Consider the following 15,352-nt stretch of genomic DNA (forward strand, 5'->3'; position numbering starts at 1 on the left):
GGGTTATCCTAGTGCTTTCCAACTCACGTTAACACCATCGAGGATGAGTGTCGAGTTGTAGATTTGCAAAATAATCAGCAAAAAGACAAGGAACAGCCCCATAAAGACCGCCATCAAGGGAGTGGTACCCCAGCCGGGGGCGACTTTACCGTATTCAGAGTTCAAGGGGCGCAGGAGATCCCCTAGCCAAGTCCGTCGTGCCATAAATCCCTTTTTTGAACGAGATGAACAGAGTTTTAATGTTTCGTAATATTATAGAAGCACATCTTGCTCCCATTTAGAACGCTTCTATGGAACCTGCAACAGTTCTTAGCATTGCTCTCGCTGCCATCTGCATTGGCGTGACCGGCTACTCTATCTACCTCTCCTTTGGCCCTCCTTCCAAGGAGTTAGCGGATCCTTTTGACGATCACGAAGACTAAAGCTAGAGTCCCTCAACGGGGACACCCAAAAAGCTGGCGATTGTGGCGCCTTGGGTTTCGAGTTCTGCCAACGGCAAGGGCGCACCTACGCGCGTTAGGGGGACTTCGCCGCGACCTTTGATTTTAAGGTAGAGGGCGCGTTTCGGGTTTAGCCCTTCTTTAATCACAATTCTCACGGATTGGACATCGCTGATGGGGCAGCTGACCTCAATGCGGCGATTCTTCCCCGGAAAACCCCAGCGGAAAATGCGGACAAAGCCCGTTTCTTTGTTGAACTCGTTAAAGCCACCGCCAATATCCCAAGCGATCGCCAGCCACAGATACGTTGCCAACAGCAGCGCCGCCACCCCATAAAAGCCAATGGCAATGCCTTGGGGAATAAAGACTAAATCAATTGGGTTCCCAATGGGCAGTAGGTTGCGGTGCAAATAGCTAGAAAGACCGGCCAAAAAGAAACCCAAGCCACCAATGGAGACCGCTGTTGCCCAAAAGTAGTTACTAGGGCGACGGGATCCCAGTACCGGATAGTACAGAACCGCCTCTTGACGCGGTGAGCGCTCAGTCATAGGGGAGTTTGTCATAGCTTGTGTTGCCAACTTGCAGTGCCTTACATTCTATAGAGAAACGGTCTCTCTTCCCAAAGAGGCTTTCCCCAACCCCGCCTCTAGACGCTACGCTGGAACTAATTTGCACTAATTCTTTCGAACTTATTCTGGGGAGTTTATTCTACCCTTAAAGTAGGGAAGTCCGAAAAAGCGTTTTTCTTGCAATTCATACAATATAAATAGTTAAAAACTGGAAAAAGGGGTCAAAGGGTCAGCTATGCAACCATCCAATCCAAATCAATTTACCGAAAAAGCATGGGCTGCGATCGCCCGCACACCAGATCTAGCCAAGCAGGCACAGCACCAGAATCTCGAAAGTGAACACCTGATGAAATCGCTGCTCGAGCAAGAGGGTCTAGCGACACAAATTTTCCAAAAAGCTGGCTGTTCGGTGCAGCGCATTCGCGATCTCACCGATGAATTCATTAACCGTCAGCCGAAAATCAGTAATCCCAGTGGCGTCTATCTAGGACAGAGCCTTGACAAGCTCCTCGATCGCGCCGAAGAGGCACGCAAACAGTTTGGCGATGAGTTTATCTCGATTGAGCACTTGGTATTGGCCTTTGCCCAAGACGATCGCTTTGGCAAAAAACTCCTTCAGGAGGTCGGCCTGAGTGAAAAAGCCCTACGGGAAGCGATTCAGCAAATTCGCGGCTCCCAAAAAGTGACGGATCAAAACCCAGAGGGCAAATATGCGGCGCTGGAAAAATATGGCCGTGATCTGACGCTCTTGGCTCGTCAAGGGAAACTGGATCCCGTCATTGGCCGTGATGATGAAATTCGCCGTGTGATTCAGATTCTTTCCCGCCGTACCAAAAATAACCCAGTGCTCATTGGTGAACCCGGCGTTGGTAAAACCGCCATTGCTGAAGGCTTGGCACAGCGGATTGTGGCGGGGGATGTGCCTGATTCCCTGCGCGATCGCCAGTTGATTGCTCTCGACATGGGTGCCTTGATTGCCGGTGCCAAGTATCGCGGTGAATTTGAAGAGCGCCTCAAAGCAGTTCTCAAGGAGGTCACCGACTCCAACGGCCAAATCATCCTCTTTATTGATGAAATCCACACTGTCGTTGGTGCCGGGGCAACCCAAGGGGCGATGGATGCCGGCAACCTGCTCAAACCGATGTTGGCGCGGGGGGAACTGCGCTGTATTGGTGCCACCACCCTTGATGAGTACCGCAAGTACATTGAAAAGGATGCAGCCTTAGAGCGGCGCTTCCAGCAGGTCTATGTGGATCAGCCCAGCGTTGAGGACACGATCTCGATTTTGCGGGGTCTCAAGGAACGCTATGAGATCCACCATGGCGTGAAAATTTCCGATACCGCCTTGGTGGCAGCAGCTACGCTCTCAACCCGCTACATTAGCGATCGCTTCTTGCCCGATAAAGCCATTGACTTGGTCGATGAAGCCGCCGCGAAACTGAAAATGGAGATTACCTCCAAGCCGGAGGAACTGGATGAGATTGACCGCAAAATCCTGCAGCTGGAAATGGAGCGGCTCTCCTTGCAAAAAGAAACCTCGGCAGCTTCGCGCGATCGCCTTGAGAAACTGGAAAAAGAGCTAGCGGATCTCAAGGAGGAGCAAAGCCGCCTCAATGCCCAGTGGCAAGCAGAAAAAGAGGTCATTGACCGTCTCCAAGCCATCAAAGAAGAAATCGAAAAAGTCAACATCGAGATCCAGCAAGCGGAGCGCAACTACGACCTCAACCGCGCCGCTGAACTGAAGTACGGCAAACTCACAGAACTCCACAAACAACTGGCGGCAGCCGAAGCCAAACTGCGGGAGATTCAAGTGGGGGGTCGCTCTCTGCTGCGGGATGAAGTGACCGAGGCCGACATTGCTGAAATCATCTCCAAGTGGACGGGCATCCCTGTCAGCAAACTGGTGGAGTCGGAAGCCCAAAAACTGCTGCACCTCGAAGAAGAGCTGCACAAGCGGGTTGTCGGTCAAGATGAGGCCGTCACCGCAGTAGCGGAGGCCATTCAGCGCTCCCGTGCCGGACTAGCGGATCCCAACCGTCCCATTGCCAGCTTCATCTTCCTTGGGCCAACGGGTGTCGGTAAAACGGAATTGGCCAAAGCCCTAGCGGCCTTCATGTTCGACACCGAAGAGGCGATGGTGCGGATTGACATGTCGGAGTACATGGAGAAACACGCCGTATCGCGGTTAATTGGGGCGCCCCCCGGTTATGTGGGCTATGACGAAGGCGGTCAACTCACAGAAGCCATTCGCCGCCGTCCCTATGCCGTGGTTCTCTTCGATGAGATCGAGAAAGCCCATCCCGATGTCTTCAACATCTTCCTGCAAATTCTCGATGATGGCCGTGTCACTGATGCCCAAGGGCGGACGGTGGACTTCAAGAACACCATCATCATCATGACCAGCAACATTGGTTCTCAGTACATCCTTGATGTGGCCGGCGATGACAGCCGCTACGGGGAAATGTACAACCGCGTTATGGAGGCGATGCGTGGCCACTTCCGCCCTGAATTCCTCAACCGCGTGGATGAATTTATCATCTTCCACAGCCTGCGCAAGGATCAATTGCGGCAAATTGTTCAATTGCAGGTGCAGCGGTTGCAGCAACGCTTGAGCGATCGCCACATTACCTTGTCCCTCACAGAGAAGGCGATCGACTTTTTGGCCGAAGTGGGTTACGACCCCGTCTATGGTGCCCGTCCGCTGAAACGTGCCATCCAGAAACAACTGGAAACCCCGATTGCCAAAGCTATCCTGCGGGGCGAGTTCTTCGATGGCGACACGATTCTGGTGGATGTGGGCGAAAACGAACGCCTCAACTTCCGGCGTCAAGCGGAACTGGCAACTGTTTAGGTGCAACTAAAACTGATTCAAGAGAGTTGGGTTGGGGCTTTCCCCTCAGCCCTCTTTTTTTGACCAAGCGTTTTAGTAGCCTCCGTCAAACAGGGTAATCTTGGCCAATAGTCCTGCCACCATCAAAAAGAGCGCCACTAGTAGTGCCCAAAGGCGGTTTTCCGTTGAACCTTGACGCTTCCCTAAGTCCACTAACTGCTCACGATTGGTTTGCACTTCCAAGCGGACCGCCTCAATTTTGGCTTCTATAGTGTTGAATTTCTCGTCAATCGTGTTAAACTTCTCGTCAAATTTTGCTTCCAGCGTGTTCAGCTTCTCTTCAAACTTGGCTTCTAGTGTGTTGAACTTTTCTTCAAATCTGACTTCTATAGCATTCAATTTCTCATCTACTATCTGGAACTTTTGATCAATCGTATTGAATTTCTCACGGATTTCCGCGTGACCGACTTTCACCTCAAGGGTAAGTTCCGCCAGTTGCGACTGCATGGCTTTCATGGTCTCGAGGACTTCTGTCAGTTGCGATTGGGTGACGGGTTCACTCATGCTGCTCATCCTTAGACTTGGTCAAACAGGGTAATCTTGGCCAATAGTCCCGCCACCATCAAAAAGAGCGCCACTAGTAGTGCCCAAAGGCGGTTTTCCGTTGAACCTTGACGCTTCCCTAAGTCCACTAACTGCTCGCGATTGGTTTGCACTTCCAAGCGCACTGCCTCGATTTTGGCTTCTATGGTGTTGAATTTCTCGTCAATCGTGTTGAACTTCTCGTCAAATTTTGCTTCTAGCGTGTTCAGCTTCTCTTCAAACTTGGCTTCCAGCGTGTTCAGTTTCTCTTCAAACTTGGCCTCCAGAGTCTGGAATTTTTGGTCAATCGTGTTAAATTTCTCACGGATTTCCGCGTGACCCACTTTCACCTCAAGGGTGAGTTCTGCGAGTTGCGACTGCATGGCCTTCATCGTCTCGAGAACTTCTGCGAATTGAGACTGGGTGACGGGTTCACTCATGCTGCTCATCCTTAGACTTGGTCAAACAGGGTAATCTTGGCCAATAGTCCCGCCACCATCAAAAAGAGCGCCACTAGTAGTGCCCAAAGGCGGTTTTCCGTTGAACCTTGACGCTTCCCCAAGTCCACTAACTGCTCACGATTGGTTTGCACTTCCAAGCGCACTGCCTCGATTTTGGCTTCTATGGTGTTGAATTTCTCGTCAATCGTGTTGAACTTCTCGTCAAATTTTGCTTCTAGCGTGTTCAGCTTCTCTTCAAACTTGGCTTCCAGCGTGTTCAGTTTCTCTTCAAACTTGGCCTCCAGAGTCTGGAATTTTTGGTCAATCGTGTTAAATTTCTCACGGATTTCCGCGTGACCCACTTTCACCTCAAGGGTGAGTTCTGCGAGTTGCGACTGCATGGCCTTCATCGTCTCGAGGACTTCTGTCAGTTGCGATTGGGTGACGGGTTCACTCATGCTGCTCATCCTTAGACTTGGTCAAACAGGGTAATCTTGGCCAATAGTCCCGCCACCATCAAAAAGAGCGCCACCAGTAGTGCCCAAAGGCGGTTTTCCGTTGAACCTTGACGCTTCCCTAAGTCCACTAACTGCTCGCGATTGGTTTGCACTTCCAAGCGCACTGCCTCAATTTTGGCTTCTATGGTGTTGAATTTCTCGTCAATCGTGTTAAACTTCTCGTCAATCGTGTTAAACTTCTCGTCAAATTTTGCTTCTAGCGTGTTCAGCTTCTCTTCAAACTTGGCTTCCAGCGTGTTCAGTTTCTCTTCAAACTTGGCTTCTAGTGTGTTGAACTTTTCTTCAAATCTGACTTCTATAGCATTCAATTTCTCATCTACTATCTGGAACTTTTGATCAATCGTATTGAATTTCTCACGGATTTCCGCGTGACCCACTTTCACCTCAAGGGTAAGTTCCGCCAGTTGCGACTGCATGGCCTTCATCGTCTCGAGAACTTCTGCGAATTGAGACTGGGTGACGGGTTCACTCATGCTGCTCATCCTTAGACTTGGTCAAACAGGGTAATCTTGGCCAATAGTCCCGCCACCATCAAAAAGAGCGCCACTAGTAGTGCCCAAAGGCGGTTTTCCGTTGAACCTTGACGCTTCCCCAAGTCCACTAACTGCTCACGATTGGTTTGTACTTCCAAACGCACTGCCTCGATTTTGGCTTCTATGGTGTTGAATTTCTCATCAAATTTTGCTTCCAGCGTGTTCAGTTTCTCTTCAAACTTGGCCTCCAGAGTCTGGAATTTTTGATCAATCGTATTAAATTTCTCACGGATTTCGGCTTGACCGACTTTCACCTCAAGGGTGAGTTCTGCGAGTTGCGACTGCATGGCCTTCATGGTCTCGAAGACTTCTGCGAGTTGAGATTGGGTGATGGGTTCACTCATGGGTGGAGTTCAAGGGGACTTAAGTTTATTCTAGAGTGACCCAGCAATTTCCGTTTTTAACGTCTCCATAAATGCCGAATAATTTTGGTGGTTGGCTGGGAAGCCGAGTTCTAGCCAAGTCTGGGGTAATGTGTCTGCAATAAACTGACGTGCTTCAGTACCATCGTTAGGCTGGCGATCGCCCCCTTGGTATTTCCCAATTGCTCCTCCAGGCAAGCCAGATTGGGACGATGATTTAGTTCTGCTTCTAAAACGATAATTTCTTATTGGCAGAAAATTAAATGGTTATTAACTCTCAGATGGTAGGGTGTTATATGCTACACAGGCAAGGGTAATTTTTTGTATTTTTGTGTTTTTACTTCCTCCTATCTGGTGATTTTTGCGACCTGTACTCCTCAGAATGCCCAAAACGAACCTCAAAGGATACAGAGACAGGGCAAACGCCGGCAAGGGTCTGACGGTATATTGGATTCAGACTGCCAGCCCCAATCTTTGGTAACGGTGAGGAAACTTGTGTTCATGGTCAGTGAGCAACAGCAATGGTAAGTTCTGGTCCCAAGCCCCGTCCAGAAGGGTTTGCTGCTCTGATGCGGAACAAGAATTTCCTCAAGTTATGGGGCGGTCAAATCATCTCCCAACTGGCGGACAAAATTTTTCTCGTCCTTCTAATTACACTGGCGGTTTCCTACGACGCCAGCTATGAACTGCCCGGCTCTAAGGCCTCAGCCGTAATGATTGCCAATACCCTACCAGCGGTCTTCTTTGGCTCAACGGCAGGCACCTTTGTGGATCGCTACCCCAAGCGGGAGCTAATGAGCATTACCAATATTCTGCGCGGGCTACTGGTTTTTGCTCTGATCTTTATTCCGAAGCGGTTTACGCTGCTGCTCCTGATTGCCTTTTCTGAGTCCATTCTTACGCAATTCTTTGCCCCGGCAGAACAGGCGGCGATTCCCCTGCTAGTGAAGGAGGAAAATCTGCTCTCGGCGAATGCCCTCTTTATCACAACAATGATGGGGTCACTCGTAGTGGGGTTTGCCATCGGTGAGCCATTGCTGAGTGGTGCTGTGGCCATAGGGGGTGTCTATGCCCGTGAAGTCGTTGTCGGTGTGCTGTACGTTATGGCGGGATTGGTTTTAGCCTCGATTCGCTACCGAGAAGCAGTTCATGAGCGCGATCGCCACCTCAATGTATGGCAGGACTTGCAGGAGGGGTTTCACTACGTGCGCAAAAATCGCCTCTTGGGGAATGCCATGCTCCAGTTAACGATCCTCTATTGTGTCTTTGCCGCCTTGACGGTGTTGGCCGTCAGTTTAGCCCAAGAAATTGGCCTGCGTCCTAATCAGTTTGGCTTTCTCTTGGCCGCCGCAGGGCTGGGGTTAATTTTAGGGGCGGGGGTTTTGGGCCAATGGGGGGAAAAATTGCATCATCGACCCCTGCCTTTGATTGGCTTTTTGGTGATGGCAGCTGTCCTACTGGTCTTTGCTTTTGTGCATCATCTGTGGGTGGGTCTGGGCTTAAGTATTTTGCTGGGAATGGGGGCATCTTTAATTGGTATTCCCATGCAGACCCTCATTCAAGTTCGGACGCCGGCGACGATGCGGGGTAAGGTCTTTGGCTTCCAAAATAACATTGTCAATATTGCCCTCAGTGTGCCTTTGGCGATCGCCGGGATTCTTTCGGATTTCCTTGGCCTCACAGTGGTCATGGTGGGGATGGGGGGCGTGGTGGCGATCGCGGGCATTTGGGCATGGCGGAATACACGAGCCGTTCTTGAGGATGCGATTTAGGAGACAGGAATGCCCCTACTACACTTGAGTACTTGGCCAGAGGTCGAAGCCTATCTCAACACTTCCAAGGGGATGATTATTCCCATTGGCTCCACGGAGCAGCACGGCCCTATGGGTCTCATTGGCACCGATGCCCTCTGTGCCGAGGCGATCGCCAAAGGGGTAGGGGAAGCAACTCATGCCCTTGTTGCCCCGACAATTTCCGTGGGCATGGCCTTACACCATACGGCTTTCCCCGGCACGATTAGTTTGCGCCCTAGTACGTTGATTCTTGTCATTCGCGACTATTTGGTGAGCTTGGTACGGGCAGGCTTTCAACGCTTCTTTTTCATTAATGGTCATGGCGGCAATATCGCGACAGTGAAGGCGGCCTTTGCGGAAACCTATGCAGTCTTAGCCGATTTGCACATTCCCGAGGCGGATCAGGTGCGCTGTGAGTTGGCCAACTGGTTTATGTGTTCCTCAGTGATGCAGCTGGCGCGGGAATTGTATGGCGATCGCGAGGGTTCCCATGCCACCCCCAGTGAAGTGGCGGTGACCCAATTTCTCTATCCAGAGGCCATTAAACGCGTTCCCCTCAATCCCGAAGTCAACACCAGTCATGCCATCTACGGTGCCGCAGATTTTCGCCGCCGTTATCCCGATGGTCGTATGGGGGCAGATTCCAGTTTGGCCACCCCTGAGCATGGACAGAAATTCTATGAGCGGGCTGTTCAGGAGTTGAGCGATCGCTACCGTCAATTTCTGCAAGCCGACTAAATGACTTTCTCTCTCCCAGCTCAAACGTGGCATTGGCACGGTTACCCGATTCTCTATCGGCATCAAGGGACTCAGGGCATCCCCCTACTCCTGATTCACGGCTTTGGTGCCTCTAGCTTGCATTGGCGCAAAAACATCCCTGCCCTTGCGGCTCACCATCAAGTCTATGCCATTGATTTACTGGGCTTTGGTGGCTCCGCCAAACCCGCTCCCTCGGTCATCCCCTATACATTTGAGACGTGGGCAACCTTGGTTCTAGACTTTTGCCGCGAGGTCATTGGTCAGCCCACGGTTTTAATCGGCAACTCCATTGGCTGCGTCGTTGCTTTACAGGCCGCTGTTTTCCAGCCTGCATGGGTCAGTCAACTGATCCTGCTGAACTGCTCTTTGCGTCAGCTCCACGATCGCAAGCGATCGCAACTGCCTTTGTACCGCCGCTGGGGAACCAGCCTACTCCAGCAACTTTTAGGCAATCGCACCCTTGGCACCTACTTTTTCCGCCAAATTGCCCAACCCCGTACTGTGCGCCGTATTCTCCACCAAGCCTATGCCAACACTGCCGCCGTCACCGATGAATTGGTAGAGATATTACTCACCCCTGCCCAAGACGTGGGGGCTGCCGAGGTCTTCTTAGCCTTTGTCCGCTATTCCCAAGGTCCCCTACCCGAAGACTTGCTACCGCAGATTATCTGCCCCACCTATTTTCTGTGGGGTGCCGCCGACCCTTGGGAACCCATTGATGAAGGGCAGAAGCTAGCTCAATTTCCCTGTGTGCAGGAGTTTGTCGTCTTGCCAGAGGTGGGCCATTGCCCTCAAGATGAAGCACCTGAGCAGGTGAATGCCCAGATTCTGGAGTGGTTGCGCAAAATTTCCATCACTGACTAGGATGTTCTCTGAACTCGTGTTATACTGGTAAAGCTTAACGGGGCGTAGCGCAGCTTGGTAGCGCACCACTTTGGGGTAGTGGGGGTCGTGGGTTCAAATCCCGCCGCTCCGATTATTCAGTAAGAAAAATCCAGCTTGGCGATGTTAGTGTATGATAACCGTGTGCTAGTGGTCTGCTTTGATTCTATCTCGGGAATTAAATGGTGACTCAAGGAACTATTACTATAGCTGTTGGCTCCAGTGGCTCAGCGACTGGATATACGGTCGTCCAATCTCTGAAACAAACTTGGGGTCAAAGAGGATGCAAGATTATCGCTTGTGATATAAATCCGAGGTACTTAGTTGCAGCCGCATCAATTTCTGATTCCTACATACAGCTACCTTCAGCTTTTGAGGATAAGTTTGCAATTCAAACAGTTGAACTGCTCAAATCTAATAATGTTAATTATTTTTATCCAATTCATGATCAGGAAATATGTGCGACTGCTTCTGCAAAAAAGCTTTTTGAAGAGTTTGGGATAACTATACTTTGTGCATCACCACAAGCTGTAAAATCATGTACTGACAAGTTGGAATCAAGTAAAATACTATCTTCAGTTAATCTAAATAGTCCCACAACTTATTTACTATCAGAAAATACGAGTTTTTTTGGAAAATCAATCGTCAAAGAAAGGTATGGAAATGGTAGCCAATTCATAGAAATTATTAATGATAAAGATCAGCTAGAGTATGTGATCAAAAAAATACTTCCAAGTCATCGTCAGTATATTATTCAAGAGTGGATAGATGAGCCAGAAATTACTATTGATGCCTTTATTATCCCAGACCAGTGTTTTGTAAAAACACTTTGTCGAAAACGTGTTGAAATTAAGAGTGGCATAACTACGAAGGGATATATTTTCTATGATGAAAATTATTCAAAAATTGCTCTAAGTATTGCAGAAGCTTTTCAGTTATTTGGTTCCTTTTGTTTTCAAGTTAGGGGTCATGATAACTATGTTATAGATGTCAACCCAAGAATTGGAGGAGCTACAGCGATGTCTATTGCTCTTGGTTTAGACTTTCCATCTGCTCATGTTGCCTATTTTTTAGGTGAAGACCCAGCCTATTATTTTACTGACATAAAAAAACCTTGCTTTGTAACACGTTCTTATCGTGAACATATTTCGTATCTCTGAGATAAAATACAATAAGTAAGTTATGAATGTTTCAAAAATAATTGCAATTGACTTAGATGGAACAATAATCGATTGTTATCCTCGCCAAGCTGCTGTCACAGAATATATTTTTAATGAACTAGGAATAAATAATATTGACTTTCAGGTTATTTGGGAGCATAAAAGATCTGGTCTTTCTACAGTTGAAGTCTTAAAGTCTTACTTCCCTGAAGTCAATCCAAAAATTATTAAATCTTTTACTCTTAGATGGCTAGAATTAATAGAAGAACCTTATTGGATAACTTTTGATCAACTTTTCCCATGGTCTCAATCTATCCTAGAAACTCTAAACTCAATAGGCTTTAGTTTAGTACTCTTGACTGCACGGCAGCGACCTGAAAATGTCTTTAATTTTCTAACAAATCATGGAATTCATAATTTATTTTCCCAAGTACATATCGTTTCACCTCAAAAAGCAACTGAGCAAAAAGCAGACTTATTGCTTCAAGTAAACCCACTATGTCACTGTGGAGATACTGAGACAGATGCCTTAGCTGCTGAGAAAGCAAATGTAAGATTTATAGGGGTTTCTTGTGGACAAAGATCAAAATATTTCTTAGAACGCTATACTAGCGTAGTAATCCTAGATAATATCAGTGAATTGCCAAAATTTATAATTGACTTTAGTCGTTAACTTGAGGAGATTAATGATGAGTCACGAAGAAATCAACCAACCACCTATTACAGAAATTGATCGCCTTGACAATGTCGCATCTGATAGCTGGTACACTCTTCCGACTGCTATAGCAACGATTGAGTACTCTTACCAAGTTTTTCGGAGGTATTTTCCTCAACCTTTGAATCGTATTTTGGAGATAGGCCCTGCGGAAGGAATAATGACGCAGTTACTAATTAATGATGGAGTAAAACCTGATATATTAGAGGGCTCTACGATTTTTGCTGAAAATTTGCGTCAGCAGTTTCCTGACTTACAGATATACAACTCACTCATTGAAAACTTTCAGCCTGCCTGCTTTTATGATGTGATTATCTTGGGGCACGTCTTGGAACATGTCGATGATCCAGTTCTAATCTTAAGTACGATCCGAAACTGGCTAGTTCCCAAGACAGGTGTTATTCTGGCTGCTGTTCCCAATGCTCGCTCAATTCATCGTCAGGCAGCAGTTGTGATGGGATTGATTCCACACGAGGAAACTATGAGTGAAAAGGACATTCATCATGGCCATCGTCGGATTTATACACCAGAAACCTTTCGGCGTGATTTTACTCTTGCTGGGTTGAGTATCGAATTTTTTGGTGGCTACTGGCTCAAGCCTCTCTCTGATCGACAACTAGAAGAAAGTTGGACGCCAGAGATGTTACGTGCCTTTATGAAGCTAGGTGAGAGGTATCCCGATATTGCCGCTGAATTGGTAATTGTTGCTAAAAAAGAGCAGTAGCTGATTATGCTTGGCCACATAGATAACTGTCGGATTATTCAACTCCCCAAAATTACGGATCCAAGGGGTAATCTGACCTTTATTGAGGGAGAGCGTCATATTCCCTTCAAAATCGAGCGGGTGTTCTACCTCTATGATGTTCCCGGCGGTGCCGATCGCGGTGCCCATGCCCACAAGGCGCTGCATCAATTTGTGGTGGCCATGTCTGGTAGTTTTGATGTTGTCCTCGATGATGGCGATCGCAAGCAGCGTTATCACCTCAACCGCTCCTACTTTGGCCTGTATATTTGCCCAATGATGTGGGGATACCTCGATAACTTCTCCTCGGGTGCCGTGTGTATGGTTTTAGCCTCTGCCCCCTATGATGAAAGCGATTACATCCGCAACTACGACGAATTCCTAGCCCTTGCTCAGAAGCGCTCAATGCCATGACAACGATTCCCTTTCTTGACTTGAGGGCGGCCTACCGCGAACTCAAAGCGGAAATTGATGCTGCCGTTGCCCGTGTGCTTGACTCCGGCTGGTACATCCTTGGTGCAGAGGTAGAAGCCTTTGAAGCTGAATGGGCTGCTTACTGCGGTGCCAATTATGCCATTGGTGTTGGTAATGGTTTAGATGCTCTTGTGCTTGCTTTGCGGGCAATGGGGGTGACCCATGGAGACGAAGTCATTGTTCCCAGCAACACCTATATCGCCACTTGGCTAGCCGTCAGTCAGTGCGGAGCTATTCCTGTGCCAGTGGAGCCTGATCCCCATACCTACAATATTGATCCCCTCAAGATTGAAGCGGCGATCACTGCCAACACCAAAGTGATTCTACCCGTCCATCTCTATGGTCAACCGGCTGATCTTGACCCAATCCTAGAGATTGCTCGCCATTATCAGCTCTGGGTACTCGAAGACGCTGCTCAGGCCCATGGTGCACGCTACAAAGGGAAGCGAATTGGTGCCCACGGGGATGCTGTCGCATGGAGCTTTTACCCCGGCAAGAACTTGGGTGCCCTTGGGGATGCGGGGGCTATAACGACCAATAACCCCGAGTTGAGCGATCGCATTCGTATGTTGCGGAACTATGGCTCACGGGTTAAGTATGTAAATGAAGTGCAAGGGGTCAACAGTCGCCTCGATCCTTTACAGGCCGCGATCCTACGGGTGAAATTGCAGTACCTCGATGAATGGAACCAGCGCCGCCAAAAACTAGCCCAACTCTACCTCACAGAACTACAAGGAACTTCCGTAATACTCCCCTTTGTTCCCCCTTGGGCAGAGCCAGTGTGGCATCTCTTTGTGATTCGCACTCCCCAGCGCCAGACTCTTCAGGAAAACCTGCACGCCGCAGGCATTGGTACCCTAATTCACTACCCCATTCCCCCTCACCGTCAGGCCGCCTATGCCAATCTCGATGTCAGCCAAAAATCCTTCGCGATCGCGGAACGATTTGCCCAAGAAGTGCTAAGCTTACCGATAAGTCCTCACCATTCAGTTAATGAGATTAGCTACGTCATATCTTTACTTAAATCTCTCTGAAGAATATGGAACATTGTTCTTTAAGTAAAAAGAAGGAATTTGCCTACGGTCTTCGAGAGCTAGCTCTTAGAGAAAAAAATCCATACCAAAAAGCGATGCTTGCAGAAATCTATGCGACTTATAACATTCAAAACTTAGTTCCAATTGCTGAAGATTTAGAATTAGAAAAAGATGTACTACTTTCTCTTTCCAAGAGTAGATTTGAGCCTGTAATTGTCAATCATGACTTTATCCATGTCATTACAGAAACCTATGTAACAGGTGGGCATACTCGCTTATTAACGGCCACAGTTGAAGAACAAATCAAGCAAAATCAAGACGTTGCTGTTCTCGTTACTAGAGCTATTGATCCTCAAACCTTGAATTTTTTGGAAGAGATTAGATGTAAGGTCTATCACTTAGAAAAACAGCGTCAATTCTTTGAATTGGTAACAAAAGGAAAAGTCATATCCCATATCCATCATTACGATATTCATTCAACAATTTCACTATGGTTTTCAAAAGAAAAGCATTATTTTGACATCTACTTTGTAAACCATGCTGATCATGTTTTTAATTATGGTCATGCAATTTGCAATAGTATTCTTGAAGTGAGTGCCTACGGTTATTATAGGACAGAAGCTTTGAAGCACTATCAATCACATCACTTAGTGGGAATACCTCTGAATATTTCTCATTTAGAAAAAGTAAAGCATAAGTATAAACTCCAGAGTAATACTCAACAAGGTTTTAACATTATGACAATAGCTAGAGCAGTAAAGCTAAGACCTGCTCAAGGATGGAATTATCCCCTATTTATCAACCAACTTCTCGATGAATGTGCGAATCATAAAGTCACAATCACAATAATTGGCCAATCTGGAAAGGAAGATTGGTGGCAGCAAGGATATATCTCTGAAAAAAATTTAGAAAAAGTTAAGCTGATAGAGTTTTTACCCTATAACGATTTATACAAAAACGCCTATCTCTACAATGCATATTTAGATAGTTTTCCCTTTACAGGTGGTACAGTTATTTCAGAAATTGCGACTATTGGCATTCCCATACATGCGCCCAAATTACCATGTCAAGGATATTCTATGGCAGATCAGATAAGGTCTGACTCTTTAGAGGTAGTCATACAACGACTCAAAGACCATATTATTAGTGGTAAACTTCCCTATGACACTGAACACCTATCTCATAAAGTTCAAAGTTTTCATCATCCCGCAAGTTATTTAGAACGATTAATGAATGTCATGTATGGTCGAGAGGCTAAAGCGCCAAATGAGCTACTAGATTTTAAGGCTGACACACTCTTTTTAGATAAATGCTACGCAACAGAATGGATACAAGGATTGCCTGAGCTACCTTGTGAAACCTCAATTATCAATAGAGTAAAGCTCGTAATTTACTCATTAAAAAATAGAGATATGACTCTAACAATTTCAAAATCAATCAGAACAATTTTGGGCAATGATCATCCCATAGTAAGATTCTTGAGATTCATTAAGAACATCTATAAAACTCTAGATTAGTT

General features: G+C 47.3%; 18 protein-coding genes and 1 tRNA gene. 12 read left to right on the forward strand and 7 right to left on the reverse strand.

Annotated elements, in window-relative coordinates:
- Window positions 1-3: 3 nt before the first annotated feature.
- Window positions 4-204: a photosystem II reaction center phosphoprotein PsbH gene (gene psbH / locus RHH53_RS03890; protein WP_149820192.1), complete on the reverse strand. Its 201-nt coding sequence runs from the start codon at window positions 202-204 to the stop codon at window positions 4-6.
- Window positions 205-290: 86 nt separating this feature from the next.
- Here psbH and psbN point away from each other — a divergent pair, with 86 nt between their 5' ends.
- Window positions 291-422, forward strand: coding sequence for a photosystem II reaction center protein PsbN (gene psbN, locus RHH53_RS03895; protein ID WP_206201138.1), 132 nt, complete (start codon window positions 291-293; stop codon window positions 420-422).
- A gap of 2 nt (window positions 423-424) precedes the next feature.
- Here the strand turns inward: psbN and RHH53_RS03900 are convergent, their stop codons facing one another.
- Window positions 425-988, reverse strand: coding sequence for a photosystem I assembly protein Ycf4 (locus RHH53_RS03900; protein WP_315863519.1), 564 nt, complete (start codon window positions 986-988; stop codon window positions 425-427).
- Window positions 989-1,244: 256 nt separating this feature from the next.
- Here RHH53_RS03900 and clpB point away from each other — a divergent pair, with 256 nt between their 5' ends.
- Entirely contained in the window at window positions 1,245-3,860 is a 2,616-nt protein-coding gene (gene clpB / locus RHH53_RS03905; RefSeq protein ID WP_310744123.1) for an ATP-dependent chaperone ClpB, read from the forward strand.
- Between the two features lie 72 nt (window positions 3,861-3,932).
- On the opposite strand, the gene RHH53_RS03910 is transcribed toward clpB, so the two are convergent.
- The 5 genes from RHH53_RS03910 to RHH53_RS03930 are packed head-to-tail and all read right to left on the reverse strand — an operon-like array spanning window position 3,933 to window position 6,256.
- Entirely contained in the window at window positions 3,933-4,403 is a 471-nt protein-coding gene (locus tag RHH53_RS03910; protein ID WP_310453359.1) for a hypothetical protein, read from the reverse strand.
- Window positions 4,404-4,414: 11 nt separating this feature from the next.
- Complete coding sequence (locus RHH53_RS03915; RefSeq protein WP_302678898.1) at window positions 4,415-4,861, reverse strand: hypothetical protein; 447 nt, start codon at window positions 4,859-4,861, stop codon at window positions 4,415-4,417.
- 11 nt (window positions 4,862-4,872) lie between these two features.
- Entirely contained in the window at window positions 4,873-5,319 is a 447-nt protein-coding gene (locus RHH53_RS03920) for a hypothetical protein (protein WP_149820185.1), read from the reverse strand.
- Between the two features lie 11 nt (window positions 5,320-5,330).
- Entirely contained in the window at window positions 5,331-5,852 is a 522-nt protein-coding gene (locus tag RHH53_RS03925; RefSeq protein WP_310744124.1) for a hypothetical protein, read from the reverse strand.
- An 11-nt stretch (window positions 5,853-5,863) separates the two neighbouring features.
- Window positions 5,864-6,256, reverse strand: coding sequence for a hypothetical protein (locus RHH53_RS03930; protein WP_302678899.1), 393 nt, complete (start codon window positions 6,254-6,256; stop codon window positions 5,864-5,866).
- A gap of 539 nt (window positions 6,257-6,795) precedes the next feature.
- Here RHH53_RS03930 and RHH53_RS03935 point away from each other — a divergent pair.
- The 10 genes from RHH53_RS03935 to RHH53_RS03980 all read left to right on the forward strand — a co-directional run bounded on the left by RHH53_RS03935 (window position 6,796) and on the right by RHH53_RS03980 (window position 15,350).
- Window positions 6,796-8,046, forward strand: a complete 1,251-nt coding sequence (locus RHH53_RS03935; protein ID WP_206201146.1) for an MFS transporter — start codon at window positions 6,796-6,798, stop codon at window positions 8,044-8,046.
- Between the two features lie 9 nt (window positions 8,047-8,055).
- Entirely contained in the window at window positions 8,056-8,805 is a 750-nt protein-coding gene (locus tag RHH53_RS03940; protein WP_310744125.1) for a creatininase family protein, read from the forward strand.
- Window positions 8,806-9,690 (forward strand): alpha/beta fold hydrolase, encoded by an 885-nt coding sequence (locus RHH53_RS03945; protein ID WP_310744126.1) that lies wholly within the window; start codon window positions 8,806-8,808, stop codon window positions 9,688-9,690.
- 38 nt (window positions 9,691-9,728) lie between these two features.
- Window positions 9,729-9,802, forward strand: a tRNA-Pro gene (locus tag RHH53_RS03950).
- A gap of 88 nt (window positions 9,803-9,890) precedes the next feature.
- Window positions 9,891-10,868: an ATP-grasp domain-containing protein gene (locus tag RHH53_RS03955; RefSeq protein WP_302678903.1), complete on the forward strand. Its 978-nt coding sequence runs from the start codon at window positions 9,891-9,893 to the stop codon at window positions 10,866-10,868.
- 22 nt (window positions 10,869-10,890) lie between these two features.
- On the forward strand, window positions 10,891-11,541 hold the full coding sequence (locus RHH53_RS03960; protein ID WP_302678904.1) for an HAD family hydrolase: 651 nt from the start codon (window positions 10,891-10,893) through the stop codon (window positions 11,539-11,541).
- A gap of 16 nt (window positions 11,542-11,557) precedes the next feature.
- Window positions 11,558-12,307, forward strand: coding sequence for a bifunctional 2-polyprenyl-6-hydroxyphenol methylase/3-demethylubiquinol 3-O-methyltransferase UbiG (locus RHH53_RS03965; RefSeq protein WP_302678905.1), 750 nt, complete (start codon window positions 11,558-11,560; stop codon window positions 12,305-12,307).
- A gap of 6 nt (window positions 12,308-12,313) precedes the next feature.
- Window positions 12,314-12,739: an FdtA/QdtA family cupin domain-containing protein gene (locus RHH53_RS03970; protein WP_310744127.1), complete on the forward strand. Its 426-nt coding sequence runs from the start codon at window positions 12,314-12,316 to the stop codon at window positions 12,737-12,739.
- Window positions 12,736-13,833: a DegT/DnrJ/EryC1/StrS family aminotransferase gene (locus tag RHH53_RS03975; protein WP_310744128.1), complete on the forward strand. Its 1,098-nt coding sequence runs from the start codon at window positions 12,736-12,738 to the stop codon at window positions 13,831-13,833. Before RHH53_RS03970 ends, RHH53_RS03975 begins: the two co-directional genes overlap by 4 nt.
- Before the next feature lie 5 nt (window positions 13,834-13,838).
- Complete coding sequence (locus tag RHH53_RS03980) at window positions 13,839-15,350, forward strand: hypothetical protein (RefSeq protein ID WP_310744129.1); 1,512 nt, start codon at window positions 13,839-13,841, stop codon at window positions 15,348-15,350.
- Window positions 15,351-15,352: the final 2 nt, after the last annotated feature.

Source organism: Thermosynechococcus sp. PKX82, assembly GCF_031583255.1.
GTDB lineage: Bacteria > Cyanobacteriota > Cyanobacteriia > Thermosynechococcales > Thermosynechococcaceae > Thermosynechococcus.